This is a genomic window from Pseudonocardia lutea (genome assembly GCF_042658055.1).
Taxonomy (GTDB): domain Bacteria; phylum Actinomycetota; class Actinomycetes; order Mycobacteriales; family Pseudonocardiaceae; genus Pseudonocardia; species Pseudonocardia lutea.
The window spans coordinates 17610-32996 of sequence record NZ_JBHSQK010000015.1; the positions used below are offsets into that span (position 1 = coordinate 17610).

Annotated in this window: 14 protein-coding genes; 9 read left to right on the forward strand and 5 right to left on the reverse strand. The window is 74.4% G+C overall.

Annotation, left to right across the window (positions count from 1 at the left end; genetic code table 11):
- Positions 1 to 28: 28 nt before the first annotated feature.
- Positions 29 to 1261 (forward strand): winged helix-turn-helix domain-containing protein, encoded by a 1233-nt coding sequence (locus ACFQH9_RS08525; protein WP_379565375.1) that lies wholly within the window; start codon positions 29 to 31, stop codon positions 1259 to 1261.
- A 43-nt stretch (positions 1262 to 1304) separates the two neighbouring features.
- Here the strand turns inward: ACFQH9_RS08525 and ACFQH9_RS08530 are convergent, their stop codons facing one another.
- Complete coding sequence (locus ACFQH9_RS08530; protein WP_379565376.1) at positions 1305 to 2207, reverse strand: DUF4097 family beta strand repeat-containing protein; 903 nt, start codon at positions 2205 to 2207, stop codon at positions 1305 to 1307.
- Positions 2208 to 2212: 5 nt separating this feature from the next.
- Positions 2213 to 2773 (reverse strand): toxin-antitoxin system HicB family antitoxin, encoded by a 561-nt coding sequence (locus ACFQH9_RS08535; protein WP_379565377.1) that lies wholly within the window; start codon positions 2771 to 2773, stop codon positions 2213 to 2215.
- 101 nt (positions 2774 to 2874) lie between these two features.
- Between ACFQH9_RS08535 and thyX the strand changes: the two genes are divergently transcribed.
- The 6 genes from thyX (at position 2875) to ACFQH9_RS08565 (ending at position 11101) form a co-directional block, all read left to right on the forward strand.
- Positions 2875 to 3627, forward strand: coding sequence for an FAD-dependent thymidylate synthase (gene thyX / locus ACFQH9_RS08540; RefSeq protein ID WP_379565378.1), 753 nt, complete (start codon positions 2875 to 2877; stop codon positions 3625 to 3627).
- Between the two features lie 210 nt (positions 3628 to 3837).
- Entirely contained in the window at positions 3838 to 4464 is a 627-nt protein-coding gene (locus tag ACFQH9_RS08545) for a TIGR03085 family metal-binding protein (protein WP_379565379.1), read from the forward strand.
- Between the two features lie 18 nt (positions 4465 to 4482).
- Positions 4483 to 5493, forward strand: a complete 1011-nt coding sequence (gene dapA, locus ACFQH9_RS08550) for a 4-hydroxy-tetrahydrodipicolinate synthase (RefSeq protein WP_379565380.1) — start codon at positions 4483 to 4485, stop codon at positions 5491 to 5493.
- 247 nt (positions 5494 to 5740) lie between these two features.
- Entirely contained in the window at positions 5741 to 7330 is a 1590-nt protein-coding gene (locus tag ACFQH9_RS08555; protein ID WP_379565381.1) for a ribonuclease J, read from the forward strand.
- A gap of 129 nt (positions 7331 to 7459) precedes the next feature.
- Entirely contained in the window at positions 7460 to 10033 is a 2574-nt protein-coding gene (locus ACFQH9_RS08560; RefSeq protein ID WP_379565382.1) for a DNA translocase FtsK, read from the forward strand.
- A 195-nt stretch (positions 10034 to 10228) separates the two neighbouring features.
- A complete protein-coding gene (locus ACFQH9_RS08565; protein ID WP_379565383.1) occupies positions 10229 to 11101 on the forward strand; it encodes a YceI family protein in 873 nt (290 codons plus the stop codon).
- Here ACFQH9_RS08565 and ACFQH9_RS08570 read toward each other — a convergent pair.
- From ACFQH9_RS08570 to ACFQH9_RS08580, 3 genes are all read right to left on the reverse strand, one after another.
- The gene (locus tag ACFQH9_RS08570; protein ID WP_379565384.1) at positions 11067 to 11567 is read right to left on the reverse strand and encodes a tRNA (cytidine(34)-2'-O)-methyltransferase; all 501 of its coding nucleotides are present in this window, start codon (positions 11565 to 11567) and stop codon (positions 11067 to 11069) included. The two genes, ACFQH9_RS08565 and ACFQH9_RS08570, sit on opposite strands and share 35 nt — an antisense overlap.
- 82 nt (positions 11568 to 11649) lie before the next feature.
- Positions 11650 to 12480, reverse strand: coding sequence for a helix-turn-helix domain-containing protein (locus ACFQH9_RS08575; protein WP_379565385.1), 831 nt, complete (start codon positions 12478 to 12480; stop codon positions 11650 to 11652).
- Between the two features lie 105 nt (positions 12481 to 12585).
- Entirely contained in the window at positions 12586 to 13083 is a 498-nt protein-coding gene (locus ACFQH9_RS08580) for an amino-acid N-acetyltransferase (protein ID WP_379565386.1), read from the reverse strand.
- 46 nt (positions 13084 to 13129) lie between these two features.
- On the opposite strand from ACFQH9_RS08580, the gene rimO reads away from it, so the two are divergent.
- Positions 13130 to 14605: a 30S ribosomal protein S12 methylthiotransferase RimO gene (gene rimO / locus ACFQH9_RS08585; protein WP_379565387.1), complete on the forward strand. Its 1476-nt coding sequence runs from the start codon at positions 13130 to 13132 to the stop codon at positions 14603 to 14605.
- 25 nt (positions 14606 to 14630) lie between these two features.
- On the forward strand, positions 14631 to 15266 hold the full coding sequence (pgsA, locus tag ACFQH9_RS08590) for a CDP-diacylglycerol--glycerol-3-phosphate 3-phosphatidyltransferase (protein ID WP_379565388.1): 636 nt from the start codon (positions 14631 to 14633) through the stop codon (positions 15264 to 15266).
- The last annotated feature ends 121 nt before the right edge of the window (positions 15267 to 15387 follow it).

Below are 15387 nucleotides of genomic sequence, written 5' to 3' on the forward strand. Positions count from 1 at the left end.
TCGGAAAGTGTCGGTGCGTCCTGGCAGCATGCCTCCCGTGAGGACGATCTCGGCCGACGTCGCGCGCCGGACCGCGCTGGCGGCGCAGGGCTTCGCGGAGCCGCGGCCGGCGGGCCCGGTCACCCGCCGGCACCTGCAGCGGGTCCTCGGCCGGGTACAGCTGCTGCAGCTCGACTCGGTGAACGTCGCCGTGCGGGCGCACTACATGCCGGTCTTCAGCCGGCTCGGCGCCTACGCGCGCGACCTGCTCGACCGGTCGGCCTGGCACCACACCGCGCGCCGGCCGCGGCTGCTGGTCGAGTACTGGGCGCACGAGGCGAGCCTGCTGCCGGTGGAGGACTGGCCGCTGCTGCTGTCCGGGGCGAAGCGGCCGGGCTGGTGGCGGCACTACGCGCAGCTGGCCGACCGCGAGCCCGCCCTGGTGGACGACGTGCTGGCCGCGGTCAAGGAGCTCGGCCCGGTCGGCGCGGGCACCCTGGAGACGGCCCTCGGCGGCGCCGCGGGCACGCCGCGCCCGCCCGGGGTGTCGTGGTGGGAGCGGTCGGACGTGAAGCGCATCTGCGAGTACCTGTTCGGCCTCGGCGCGCTCACCACCGGCACCCGGGTCAACTTCCAGCGCCTCTACGACCTCACCGAGCGGGTGCTGCCGCCCGCGGTGCTCGCCGCGCACCCGATGGACCACGGCGAGGCGGCGCGCGGGCTGGTGCGGCGGGCGGCCCGGGCGCTGGGCGTCGCGACCGAGCCGGACCTGCGGGACTACTACCGCCTCGGGCCCGCCGAGAGCCGGCGTGCGGTGCAGGAGCTGGTCGAGGCCGGCGAGCTCGAGCCGGTCGCGGTGCGCGGCTGGCGGGCGCCGGCGTACCGGGCGCCGGGCACGGGCGTGCCGCGGCGGGTCGAGGGGCGGGCGCTGCTGGCCCCGTTCGACCCGCTGATCTGGGAGCGCGAGCGCACCGAGCGGATCTTCGGCTTCCGCTACCGCATCGAGATCTACGTCCCTGAACCGAAGCGCGAGTACGGCTACTACGTCTTCCCGTTCCTGCTCGACGGCGAGCTGGTCGCCCGCGTGGACCTCAAGGCGGACCGGGCGGCCGGGGTGCTGCGGGTGCAGGGCGCGTTCGCCGAGGCGGGCGCCGAGGTGCCGCGGGTGGCGGCCGAGCTGGCCGCCGAGCTGCGGCACATGGCGGAGTGGCTGGGGCTCGAGGGAGTGGTCGTGGGCGAGCGGGGTGACCTGGCCGGGGCGCTGGGGGGCGCGGTGGGGTGAGGCCGGGGGTGCCCCGGCCTCACCGTGGACCCCTCAGACCCCCTCAGACCGCAGCGGTCGCCGCGCGGGTGATGTGGATGTCCCCGCTCCCGGTGCGGCCCGCGATCCGCAGCGGCGGGGCCTCGGCCCGGGCGACCCGGCCGACGTCGAGGTCGCTGCGCGCGCGCCCCGAGCCCGAGGTGAGGTCGAGCTCGGCGGCGACACCGGAGTGCACCCCGACCCGGATCGACCCCGAGCCGGTGGTGAGCTCGAAGCGGCCGGCGAAGGCGTCGGCCACGTCGACGTCGCCGGAGCCGGTCTTGAGCGTGAGGTCGGCGTGCACCTCGCCGAGCGAGACGTCGCCGGAGCCCGCCTTCACCGTCGTCGGACCGGACAGGGCGGCGGCCGAGATCCCGCCCGAGCCGGTGCGGAGCTTGGCCTCGGCGCCGACGATGCCGAGTTCCACCCGGCCGGACCCGGTGCCGACCTCGAGGGCGCCGGTGACCTCGTCGAGCCGGGCGTTCCCGGAGCCGGTGCGCACGGCCGACCAGCCGGAGCGGCCGGTCACCGTGACGTCGCCGGCGCCGGTGCGCACGGCCAGCCGGGAGCGCGCGGGCGCCCAGACGGTGACCGCGAGCGGCACCACGCGCAGCGGCAGCTCCTCGGTGGAGCGCACCACCAGCCGCCGCCCGGCCTCGGTCCAGTGGATCTCGGCGGCGCGCACCGCGGCGGCACCGGGGTCGCCCATCTCGCCGGTCGCGGTGCCCAGCCAGTTGAGGATGCCGGTGATGCCCTGCTCCCAGGGGCTCTCGGCGCCGGGCTCGTGGCGCACCTCGACGCGGACCTTGGTGGCCTCGTCGTTCAGCTCGATCCGCACCCGCCCGACGTCGATCGTGACCTCGAGCTCGGCGGGCTCCGTGCAGTCCCAGGCCTGCTGGCGGACCAGGTCCTCGTCCGGTTCGGTCATCGCGCTCACCCCTGCACCCATCCGCGGAGGCGACCGTCGCCGCCGTCGTCGTCGCGGTCGTCGTCGCGGCCGTCGTCGCGGCCGCCCGGTCCGTCCGGCCGCGGCCAGCCCCGGCCGCGCTGCTCCCACCGCCGCTGCTTGCCGGCGAGGGCGCCCTGGACCGCCTGGGAGACCCAGGAGTTCAGCGAGACGCCCTGCTGCGCCGCGGCCTGCTCGGCCTGCGCCTTGATCTGCTCGACCAGCCGCAGCGTGATCCGGCTGATGTCGCCGGCGTCGCCCGGGCCGGGCGGGGTGAAGCGCGGCGGTTCCTGCGCGTGCTCCTCGGCGGGGCCGGAGACGGCCACGCGGACGTCGCGCCCGTCGAGGCGCACCTCCACGGTGCGGTCGCCGAGCGCCTCGGTCACCTCGGCGGCCAGGTCGGAGAGGGCGTTCATGACGGCCAGCCGGGCCGCGGGTTCGATCGCCGCGCCGAGGAGCGCGGCCGTGCGCTGGGTCTGCTCGTCGCCCGCGGCGGCGGCGGACGCGAGGTCCTCCCGCAGCTGTGCGACGTACTGGCCGATGTCCATGACGCCACTATGGCGTCACTAATGACGTCATGCAAGCAGCACCGTGATGTCACGCGGACGCCGGGCCGGTTCCGTCGGTCCCGCCGGTTACGCTGCCGACCATGCCGCAGACCGTCCCGCCGAAGGTCCAGCTCGTCGCCAAGACCGAGTTCCTCCCGCCGGCCGACGTGCCGTGGGAGACGGACGCGGACGGCGGGCAGGCGCTCGCCGAGTTCGCCGGTCGGGCGTGCTACCAGTCCTGGAGCAAGCCCAACCCGCGGACCGCCACGAACGCGGGCTACCTGCGGCACATCCTCGAGGTCGGGCACCTGTCCGTGCTCGAGCACGGCACGGTCAGCTTCTACCTGACCGGGATCTCGCGCAGCCTCACGCACGAGCTGATCCGGCACCGGCACTTCTCGTACTCGCAGCTCTCCCAGCGGTACGTGCCGGAGCGGGACGCCGCGATGGTCGAGCCCGAGGTCATCGCGGACGATCCCGAGCTCCACGAGAAGTTCCTCGCGGCGGCCGAGGCGTCGGTGAAGGCGTACGAGGAGCTCCTCGAGGGCCTGGAGAAGCGGTTCGCGGACGTCCCGAACGCCACGCTGCGCCGCAAGCAGGCCCGGCAGGCCGCGCGGGCGATCCTGCCCAACGCCACCGAGACCCGGATCGTCGTCACGGGCAACTACCGGGCCTGGCGGCACTTCATCGGCATGCGCGCCACCGAGCACGCCGACGTGGAGATCCGCGCCCTGGCCATCGAGTGCCTGCGGCAGCTGCAGGCCGAGGTCCCGAACGTCTTCAACGACTTCGACATCCAGAAGCTGGACGACGGCACGGAGATCGCCAGCAGCCCGTTCGTCACGGAGGGCTAGCGGAGCGCCGCCCGACCCTCGGCACCGAGGGCTAGCGGAGCGCCGCCCGACCCTCGGCACCGTGGGCTGGCGGAGCGCCGCCCGACCCTCGGCACCGTGGGCTGGCGGAGCGCCGCCCGACCCTCGGCACGGAGGGCTGGCGGAGGGGGCGGGGGCGCCGCCCGTCCGTCTGCCGGGCGCACGACGATCCCCGGCACTAGCGTGGCGCGCGTGAGCCTTGCGACCGACGAGCGCGCCGCCCTGTCCGACACCCTGGAGAAGCTCGGCCCCGACCGCCCGACACTCTGCGAGGGCTGGACCACGCGGGACCTGCTCGCGCACCTGCTCGTCCGGGAGCGGCAGCCGTGGGCGGCGCCCGGGATCGTCGTGCCGGCGCTGCAGCCGCTCACCGCGAAGGGCATGGCGGGCTACGCCGACACCCCGTGGGAGTCGATGGTCGGCGAGCTGCGCGAGGGCGCACCGGCGTGGTCGCCGTACCGGATCGGCAAGGTCGACGAGGTCGCCAACGGCGCCGAGTTCTTCGTGCACCACGAGGACGCCCGCCGCGGCGAGCCCGGCTGGGCGCCGCGCCCGTCGGATCCCGGGCGCGACGAGCAGCTCTGGGCGCTCGCCACGCGCATGGGCCGGCTCCTGCTGCGCCGCAGCCCCGTCGGCGTGGTGCTCCGCCGGCCCGAGGGCGCGGCGCACGTCGTGAAGACCGGCCCCGGCCTGGTCACCCTGCTGGGCGACCCGGGCGAGATCGTCCTGCACCTCTTCGGCCGCGATGCCGCGCGGGTGGAGGTGGAGGGCATCGTCACGGACGTCGAGGGCTACGAGAGCGCGGGGCGCGGGCTGTAGGGCGGTACGGTCACCCTCATGAGCCCCTCCTCCGCGCAGGCCCTGCCCCCCGGCCGCCCGTTCGGCCGGGTGCTGACCGCGATGGTCACGCCGTTCGCCGCCGACGGGGCGCTGGACCTGGCCAAGGCGGAGGAGCTGGCCACCCACCTGGTCGACCTGGGCAACGACGGGCTGGTCGTCAACGGCACCACCGGCGAGGGGCCGACGACCACCGACACCGAGAAGTCCGAGCTGGTCCGGGCCGTGGTGAGCGCGGTGGGTGACCGCGCGACCGTCGTGGCCGGCGCCGGCACCTACGACACCGCGCACAGCATCCACCTCGCCCGCGAGGCGGAGAAGGCCGGCGCGCACGGGCTGCTCGTCGTCACGCCGTACTACTCGCGGCCCCCGCAGCACGGGCTCGTCCTGCACTTCACCGCGGTCGCCGACGCGACCGAGCTGCCGGTGATGCTCTACGACATCCCGCCGCGCTCGGTCGTCCCGATCGAGCTGGACACGCTGCAGCGGCTCGCCCAGCACCCGCGCATCGTCGCGGTCAAGGACGCGCGCAACGACCTGCGCGTCGGCACCGAGGTGCTCGCCACCACCACGCTCGCCTACTACTCGGGCGACGACCCGGTGAACCTGCCCTGGCTGTCCGTCGGCGCCGTCGGGTTCGTCTCGGTGATCGGGCACGTCGTGGCGGACCGGCTGCGCGTCATGCTCGACGCCTTCGAGGCCGGCGAGCACGACCGCGCCCGCAACCTGCACTACGCCATGATCCCGCTGCTGCGCGGCATGGGCCGGGTGGGCGGCGCGGTGTTCTCCAAGGTGGCGCTGCGGCTGCGGGGGATCGACGTCGGCGAGCCCCGGCTGCCCCTGCCGCCCGCCACCGAGGAGCAGGTCGCGCTGATCGCGGCGGACCTGATGGCCGGCGGCGTCGCGCTCGACCCCGACCGCGTGCCGCACGCCCGGCCGGCCCATCCCGGACACGGGGCGTTGGGCACCCGCACGGACACCGATCTGGGGGCCGAGGTCGCCTACCGCTGACCCGGCCCCTCCGAACCCGCGCCGGAGTTCGCCCCGCGAGCTCCGCTCAGCAAGAAGAGGCACAGAGCAACGTGAGTCGTCCCTCCTCCCGCCACGACCGTCGCCGCCGCTCGGGACGCCGGGAGCGCGGTCCCGAGCGGGCGNGGCCTCGAACCCGGCCGAGCTGCCCGCGGGTCCGCCGCCCGCCCTGCCCGAGGGGGGCCTGCGGGTCTACGCCCTCGGCGGCATCGGCGAGATCGGCCGCAACATGACGGTCTTCGAGTACGAGGACCGGCTCATGGTCGTCGACTGCGGCGTGCTGTTCCCTGCCGAGGACTCCCCGGGCGTCGACCTGATCCTCCCGGACTTCCGGGCGATCGAGCACAGGCTCGACGACATCGACGTCCTGGTGCTCACGCACGGCCACGAGGACCACATCGGCGCCGTGCCGTTCCTGCTGCGGCAGAAGCCGGACCTGCTGGTCGTCGGATCGCGGTTCACGCTCGCGCTGGTCGCGGCCAAGTGCAAGGAGCACCACCTCACCCCGCACCTGCTGGAGGTGAAGGAGGGCGACCGGCTGCACCACGGGCCCTGGGACTGCGAGTACTTCGCGGTCAACCACTCCATCCCGGACGCGCTCGCCGTCGCCATCCGCACGCCGGCGGGCCTGGTCCTGCACACCGGCGACATCAAGCTCGACCAGCTCCCGCTCGACGACCGGCTGACCGACCTCGCCGGCTTCTCGCGGCTGGGCGACGAGGGCGTCGACCTGTTCGTGGTCGACTCGACCAACGCCGACGTCCCCGGCTTCGTCACGCCCGAGCGCGAGATCGGCCCGGTGATCTCCGACGTGTTCGCCAAGGCCCCGTCGCGGATCATCGTCGCCTGCTTCGCCAGCCACGTGCACCGCGTGCAGCAGGTCCTCGACGCCGCCGTCGAGCACGGCCGCAAGGTCTGCTTCGCCGGCCGGTCGATGGTGCGCAACATGGGCCTGGCGGGCGAGCTGGACCTGCTCACCGTCCCGGAGGGCCTGCTCGTCGACCTCGACGAGGCCATGCGGCTGCCGGACGAGCAGCTGGTCCTGATCTCCACCGGGTCGCAGGGCGAGCCGCTCTCGGCGCTGTCCCGGATGGCGCGCGGCGACCACCGCAGCGTCGTGATCCGCCCGGACGACACCGTGATCCTCGCCAGCTCGCTGATCCCGGGGAACGAGACCGCCGTCTTCGCGGTGATCAACGGGCTGACCCGGCTCGGCGCCAAGGTCGTGCACCAGGGCAACGCGAAGGTGCACGTGTCCGGCCACTCGCCGGCCGGGGAGCTGCTCTTCCTCTACAACGCGGTGCGGCCGTCGAACGTCCTGCCGGCGCACGGGGAGTGGCGGCACCTGCGGGCCAACAAGGCGCTCGCGGTGGCCACCGGCGTGCCGGAGGAGAGCGTCGTGATCGCCGAGGACGGCGTGGTCGTCGACCTCGTGGACGGCAAGGCCGCGATCACCGGGCGGGTCGAGGTCGGGCGCGTGTACGTCGACGGCAACCTGGTCGGCGACGTCGGCGAGGGCGTGCTCTCGGACCGGCTGGTGCTCGGCGAGGGCGGCTTCATCTCGATCACCGTGGCGATCGACGCCAACACCGGCCGCGCGGTGTCGCGCCCGACGCTCTCGGGCCGCGGGTTCTCCGACGACCCGAAGGCGCTCGACGCCGTCCTCCCGATGGTCGAGGACGAGCTGTCCCGCACCGAGAACGACGGCATCACCGACACCCACCGGGTCGCCCAGGCCGTGCGCCGGGTGGTCGGGAAGTGGGTGGGGGAGACCTACCGCCGCCGGCCCATGATCGTCCCGACGGTGATCGCCGTCTAGCCGGGCGGTCGCCGCGGGTTCGGTCCGAGTGCCGTGATCCGCGCCGGACGCCGTGATCCGCGCCCGGGTGGGGTCGACGGGGTGCGTCGGTCACCGGATTCGTCGGCCTCCGCGGCTACCGTGGGCGACATGGCAGGACGAGGGACGGCCGGGCGGGCCGCGGACGGGGGCGGCCTGCGGGCCGCGGCCGGATCGGGTCGGGGCTCGCGGTCGTCCTCGTCGTCCGCGTCGCGCTCGCGGTCGTCCTCCTCCCGGGCGCGCGGCGCGTCGTCGCGTTCCCGCACGTCGGCGAAGCGCGCGCCCGCCCGGCGTCAGCCGGACCTGATCGACAAGGGGATCGACGCGGTCGGCCGCGGCGTCGTGCGGATGACGAGGTCCGCCGGGCGCGCGGCGGGCCGTACCCGGGAGATCGACCCGGCGCACCGGCGGGACGGCCTCGGCGTGCTGTTCGTGGTCCTCGCGGTGATCTCCGCCGCCGGGATCTGGTGGGAGGCGGGCGGTCCGGTGGGCCGCGGCTTCTCGGCCGGCGTCGGGGCGGTGTTCGGGATCGCGGGCGTGCTGCTGCCGGTGATCCTGCTGGCCGTCGGCGTCGTGCTCATGACCACGCCCGCGCACCCGGAGGCGCGGCCGCGGATCGCGGTCGGCACGTTGCTGCTCGCGCTCGGCATCCTCGGGCTGGTGCACCTGTTCTCCGGCTCGCCGGACGAGCCGGCGCAGTGGGCCGCCGGCGGGGGCGCGATCGGTTACGTCGCGGCCACCCCGCTGGCCAGCGGGCTCACCGCATGGGTCGCGGTGCCGATCCTGCTGCTCGTCAGCTTCTACGCGTTCCTCGTGCTCACGGCCACGCCGGTCCGCGAGGTGCCCGACCGCGTCCGCCGGCTGCTCGGCAAGCCGGAGATCCACGCCGAGGGCGAGGAGGACGAGGAGCCGGTCGCCGCGGAGGAACCCGCGGCCGAGGCCCCGCCGGCGCGGCGCCGCCCGGCCCGGCGCCGGCAGGCGTCGAGCGCCGAGGCCTTCGAGGACGACACCGCGGCCGACCCGCCCCCGGAGCCGCCGGCCGAGCCGGAGGAGGAGTACGTCCCGGTCGCGCCCAGGCCCCGGGCGGCGAATCGGCCGGACCCCTCGACGATCAAGGCGACGCCGCCCGCGGAGCCCGCCCCGGCCGAGGGCGAGCAGCTGTCGATGGCCATCCGCGAGCCGGTCGGCGAGGGCGAGTACCGGCTGCCGCCGGCGGACATCCTGGAGACCGGCCCGGCGCCGAAGACGCGCTCCGCGGCCAACGACGCGATGATCGAGTCGATCAGCGGCGTGCTCGACCAGTTCAACGTCGACGCGCAGGTCACGGGCTTCACCCGGGGCCCGACGGTCACCCGCTACGAGATCGAGCTGGGCCAGGCCGTGAAGGTCGAGAAGATCACCCAGCTGTCGAAGAACATCGCCTACGCGGTGGCCACGGACAACGTCCGCATCCTCGCGCCGATCCCGGGCAAGTCCGCGGTCGGCATCGAGGTGCCCAACTCCGACCGCGAGATGGTGCGGCTCGGCGACGTGCTGCGTTCGGGCACGGCGCGCAACGAGCAGCACCCGATGGTCATCGGCCTGGGCAAGGACATCGAGGGCCACTTCCTCTGCGCGAACCTGGCCAAGATGCCGCACCTGCTGGTCGCGGGCTCCACCGGTTCCGGCAAGTCCAGCTTCGTCAACTCGATGCTGGTCTCGCTGCTCTCCCGGGCCACCCCCGAGGAGGTGCGCCTGATCCTCGTCGACCCGAAGATGGTCGAGCTCACGCCGTACGAGGGCGTCCCGCACCTGATCACGCCCATCATCACCCAGCCGAAGAAGGCGGCGTCCGCGCTGGCCTGGCTGGTGGAGGAGATGGAGCAGCGCTACCAGGACATGCAGGCCAACCGGGTCCGGCACATCGACGACTTCAACCGCAAGGTCCGCTCCGGCGAGATCACCGCGCCGCCGGGCAGCGAGCGGGAGTACCGGCCGTACCCGTACATCCTGTGCATCGTCGACGAGCTGGCGGACCTCATGATGACGGCCCCGCGGGACGTCGAGGACGCGATCGTCCGGATCACGCAGAAGGCGCGCGCGGCCGGCATCCACCTGGTCCTGGCGACCCAGCGGCCGTCGGTCGACGTGGTCACCGGCCTGATCAAGACGAACGTGCCCTCCCGGCTGGCGTTCGCCACGTCGTCGCTCACGGACTCGCGGGTCATCCTCGACCAGCCCGGCGCCGAGAAGCTGATCGGCATGGGCGACGGGCTCTACCTGCCCATGGGTGCGAGCAAGCCGATCCGCATGCAGGGCGCCTACATCTCGGACGAGGAGATCGCCGAGGTCGTCGCGTTCACCAAGGAGCAGGCCGAGCCGACCTACACCGAGGGCGTCACCGCGGCGAAGCAGGGCGAGGCCAGGGAGATCGACCCGGACATCGGGGACGACCTCGAGCTCCTGGTCCAGGCCGCCGAGCTGATCGTGACCTCGCAGTTCGGGTCGACGTCGATGCTCCAGCGCAAGCTGCGCGTCGGGTTCGCGAAGGCGGGCCGGCTGATGGACCTGCTCGAGACCCGCGGGATCGTCGGGCCGTCGGAGGGGTCGAAGGCGCGCGAGGTGCTGATCAAGCCGGACGAGCTGGAGAACGTCCTCTGGCTGCTGCGCGGCGGGGGCGGGGACGCGCCCGCCGAGGACGACTGAGACTGGTGCTTGAACCTTCTACCAGCGCGGACGTGACCCGGTCGTGCTCGTTCGGCTCCGGTGGGCAGCCGCTCGGCGTGCGACCGTGTGGGGGCTTTCACAAGAGGGCCATCGGCGTCACCGGTTCGTGACCTTTTCTGCCAGAGTGTTCGGCGGCCCGTGCCCGGGCCGTCTCACACGTCGGAAGGTCATGGAGTGTTCTGGAGCAAGCGTGGGAAGGGTGCGCGCCGGTCGGACACCGGTCGCAACGCGCTCGTGCCGATCCCGCTCACGGGCGGCCTGCTGAGCGGGCAGGTCCAGGACGGCGAGGGGCGTCCGCTGGCCGGTGCGCAGGTCTCGGTCCTCGACCGCGCCAGCACCCCCATCGTCAACGCCGACACCGACCCCTTCGGCTACTTCACGGCCGCGCTGGTCCCGGGGGAGTACCGGGTCCGCGCCGAGGCCGGCGGCTACCGGGGCAACGGCACGACGGTCGAGGTCGAGTGGGGCAAGCACGCGGAGGTCGGGGCGTTGACGCTCGCGCCGGACCAGTCGCTCACCCCGCCGCCGCCCGGCGTCTACGACATCGACACGGACCACTCGTCGATCCGGTTCGTCGCACGGCACATCGGCATGTCGCGCGTCTACGGCCGGTTCAACCGCTTCCGCGGGCAGATCCGCATCGCCGAGCCCTTCGAGGACTCCGCCATCGACGTGATGATCGACGCCGTCAGCGTCGACACCAACGTCGAGGCCCGGGACACGCACCTGCGCTCCCCGGACTTCCTCGACGTCGAGCGCTTTCCCCAGCTGCGCTTCTCCAGCACCCGCTTCCGCCGCGGCCCCGGCAACCGCTGGCTCGTCGACGGGGACCTGACGCTGCACGGCCTGACCAGCGACGTCCAGCTCGACGTCACGTTCCTCGGCATGGAGGAGTGGAACGGCCGGCGCGCCGGTGCCGTCGCCACCGCCGAGCTGCACCGCGAGCACTTCACGCTCAACTGGCAGCAGATGGTCAACCGCGGCGTGCCCGTCGTCGGCTCGACGATCGAGATCAACCTCGACGTGCAGGCGGTGCTGCAGCAGTAGCACCCGCGGCGCCGGTGAACGCGTGCTGGCGCCAGGCCTCGTAGACCGCGACGGCCGCGGCGTTGGCGAGGTTCAGCGAGCGGGAGCCGGGGACCATCGGGAGCCGGACCCGCGCGCTGACCTGCGGCGCGTGGGCGACCTCCGGCGGGAGCCCGGTCGACTCCGAGCCGAAGAGCAGGACGTCGCCGGGCTCGTAGGCGACGTCGGTGTAGTCGCGCTCCGCGGTCGTCGTGAACGCGTAGACGCGGGCCGGTGCGACCTCGGTCCACAGCTCGTCGATCGTGCGGTGCACCCGGAGCTCGGCGAGCTCGTGGTAGTCGAGGCCGGCCCGGCGGACGTTGCGCTCGTCGAGGGCGAAGCCCAGCGGCTCCACCAGGTGCAGCTCGGCGCCGGTGTTGGCCGCGAGGCGGATCGCGCTCCCGGTGTTGGGCGGGATCTCGGGGGCGTGGAAGGCGATCCGGAACACGCGGCCTTCGTAGCAGGCCACCTGCGCGCCGCGGGCGGCGGAGTGCGGCACTCGACGGGCTGGCTCGCCGGGCGGGGCCGGATCAGCCGTCGGGGCGTTCGGCCAGCCACGCGGTCGCGGTGAGCCCGGCGAGCTCGCGGAAGTCCCGGGCGAGGTGGGCCTGGTCGGCGTAGCCGCAGACGGCGGCCGCGTCGGCGAGGGCCGGGCGGGCGGGGCGTCGCAGCAGGTCGCAGGCCCGCTCGAACCGGATGACCCGGGCGGCCGTCTTCGGGGCCAGCCCGACCTCGTCGCGGAACCGCAGGGCGAGGTGGCGGCGGCTCCAGCCGATCTCGCGGGCGAGCTCCTCGATCCGCAGGGTGCCGCCGGTCTCCGTCAGCCGGGCCCAGGCCCGGGCCACCTCGGGGTGCGGGTCGGGACGGCGGGCGTCGGCGGCCAGGCGGGTGAGCGCGGCGTCGAGCAGCGCGAACCGGCTCGCCCAGGTCGGGGCCTCGGCGAGGCGCTCGACGAGGATCTCGGCGCGCCGGCCGAGGAGCTCGCCGAGCCCGACGACGTCGCCGGCCAGGGCGCTCGCCGGGGTGCCGAGCAGGGTGCGCGCGCCGAGCCAGGTCAGCCGCAGCTGCAGGCCCGTCTGCGCCGGGCCCGTCCCGATCACGGCCGGCCGGTCGTGCAGCCCGCCGACCATGCCGCGGTGGGAGCCGGGCGAGCGTGCGGGATCGGGCGTGCGCAGGACGTCGACGACGCCGTCGAGGCACAGCAGGAAGGTCAGGTGCCCGCTCGGCACGCCCATGTGCACCCCGGGCGCGGACGCCGGTGTGCGGTAGCCGCAGTAGAGGTCCACGAGCGGGCGCAGCGCCGGAGCCGGCCGCGCCCACACCAGCTCCGAGCCGCCGGCGGGGCGCGTCGGATCGGTCACACCCCGAGGGTATCGACGCAGGTCGACGCCCCGCACCCGCGATCAAGGCCGCCGGTTCGGCGACTCCCGGGAGCCCAGGGCGGTCCTCGCGAGGGCGCCACCCGGCTAGAGCATCAGCATCATGCGGACGTTGCCGAGGGTGTTGGGCTTGACGTGGGCGAGGTCGAGGAACTCCGCCACGCCGGCGTCGTAGGAGCGCAGCATCGCGTTGAACACCTCCTGGGACACGGGCGTGCCGTCGATCTCGGCGAACCCGTGCCGGGCGAAGAAGTGTCGCTCGAAGGTGAGCACGAACAGCCGCCTGAGCCCCAGCTCACGGGCCCCGTCGATCAGCGCGGACACGATCGCGTGCCCCGCCCCGCGGCCGAGCACCTTGGGGTGCACCGCGACCGTGCGGATCTCGCCGAGGTCCTCCCACAGCACGTGCAACGCGCCGCACCCGACGACCTCGCCGTCGATCTCCGCGACCAGGAACTCCTGCACCGACTCGTAGAGCGTCACGATCTCCTTCGCGAGCAGCACCTTGCCCGCGTAGTTGTCCACCAGGGACTTGATCGTCGCCACGTCGGCGGTGCGCGCCCGCCGGACGGCCACCGCTGCCATGGCGGTGGAGCGTAGATCACGCGGGCTGCCGTCTACCCTGTGACTCGTGAGCTCCCGTGACGCCGCGCCCCGCCGGGCCGCCCTGCTGACCCTGGGCTGCGCCCGCAACGAGGTCGACTCCGAGGAGCTCGCCGGCCGGCTGGCCGGGAGCGGCTGGGAGCTGGGCGAGGCCGACGAGGCGGACGTGATCGTCGTGAACACGTGCGGCTTCGTCGAGCAGGCCAAGAAGGACTCGATCGACACGCTGCTGTCGGCGTCCGACGTGGCCAGGGGCCGCGGCGCCAAGGTGGTCGCGGTCGGGTGCATGGCCGAGCGGTACGGCAGGGAGCTGGCCGAGAGCCTCCCCGAGGCCGACGCGGTGCTCGGCTTCGACGCCTACCCGGACCTGGCCGAGCGCCTCGGGGACGTGCTCGACGGGCACGCCCCGGCCCCGCACGTCCCCGTCGACCGGCGCACCCTGCTCCCGATCTCGCCGGTGCAGCGTCCGGAGGCGAGCGTCGACGTCGCGATCCCCGGCCACGCCTGGGTGCCGGACATCGCCCGCCGCCGGCTCAGCAGCGGCCCCGTCGCGAGCCTGAAGCTGGCCTCGGGGTGCGACCGGCGCTGCGCGTTCTGCGCCATCCCGTCCTTCCGCGGCTCGTTCGTCTCCCGGCACCCCGACGAGGTCCTCGCCGAGGCGGCGTGGCTCGCCCGGGACGGGGTACGGGAGCTCGTGCTGGTCAGCGAGAACTCGACGTCGTACGGCAAGGACCTGCCCGGCGGCACGCGCGCGCTCGTGGACCTGCTGCCGCGGCTCGCCGCGGTCCCCGGCATCGAGCGGGTGCGGGTCAGCTACCTGCAGCCCGCCGAGACCCGCCCCGACCTGCTGCAGGTCGTCGCGGCCACGGACGGGGTCGCGCCCTACTTCGACCTGTCCTTCCAGCACGCGTCGAACCCGGTGCTGCGCCGGATGCGGCGCTTCGGCTCCCGGACCGACTTCCTCGACCTGTGCGCGCGCATCCGCGCCGTCGCGCCCGAGGCGGGCATCCGCAGCAACGTGATCGTCGGGTTCCCCGGCGAGACCGAGGAGGACCTGGCCGAGCTGGAGGCATTCCTCACGGACGCACGGCTCGACGCCGTCGGCGTGTTCGGCTACTCGGACGAGGAGGGCACCGAGGCGGCCGGCTACGACGGCAAGATCGACCCGGAGGAGGTCGCCGCACGCGTCGAGCGGATCTCCGCGCTGGTCGACGAGCTGATGGCGCAGCGGGCCGAGGAGCGGATCGGCACCGAGGTCGTCGTGCTCGTGGAGACCGCCGAGTCGGAGACCGAGGACGCGACCGGCCGCGCCGCGCACCAGGCCCCGGAGGTCGACGGCGAGTGCGTGTTCGTCGCGGGCGAGCTCGCGGGGGAGCCGCTCGAGGTCGGCTCCTTCGTCCGGGCCGAGGTGGTCGACGCCGAGGGCGCCGATCTCGTCGTCGAGGCCCGCGAGGTCGTGGTCCCGGCGGCCGGCGGGCTCGTGACCGTGGGAACGGCGGGATGAGCGCCGCGGGCGGCGGGGGAGCGCGATGAGTGCGGTGCCGGCCGAGGAGCACGTCCCTCCGCCGGAGAACGCGGTCCCGCTGCTCAACCTCGCCAACGTGCTCACCGGTGTCCGGTTGCTGCTCGTCCCGTTCTTCCTGCTCGCCCTGCTGCACCTCGACGGCACCGACCTGGGCTGGCGGCTCGTCGCGGCCCTGCTGTTCGCCGTCGCGGCGATCACGGACCGGTTCGACGGGGAGATCGCGCGCAGGCGGGGGCTGGTCACCTCGTTCGGCAAGATCGCGGACCCCATCGCCGACAAGGCGCTCATGGGCGCGGCCCTGGTCGGGCTGTCGGTGCTCGCGATCCTGCCCTGGTGGGTCACCGTCGTGATCATGGGCCGCGAGATCGGCGTGACCCTGCTGCGGTTCTGGGTGATCCGGCACGGCGTGATCCCGGCGAGCAAGGGCGGGAAGCTGAAGACGCTGGTCCAGACGTTCGCGATCGGGGTCTACGTGCTGCCGTTGCCGCTGCTGCTGCCCTCGGTGACGGGCGCGGTGGAGATCGTCCGCTGGACGCTCATGGCCGTCGCGATCGTGCTCACCGTGGTCACCGGCCTGGACTACGTGCTGCGCGCGATCCGGCTGCGGGCCGCCGCGCGGGCCGCGCTGCGCCGGGCCTGACGCCCCGGGCGATCGCTCCGGCGTCCGGGGGTGTTCGCCCTCGGCGGACGCCTCGGCCGCCGCGCCGCGGCGACGCGGACGGCCCGGACTCGGTACGGTGGGGGCACCCCGTCCCCGGACG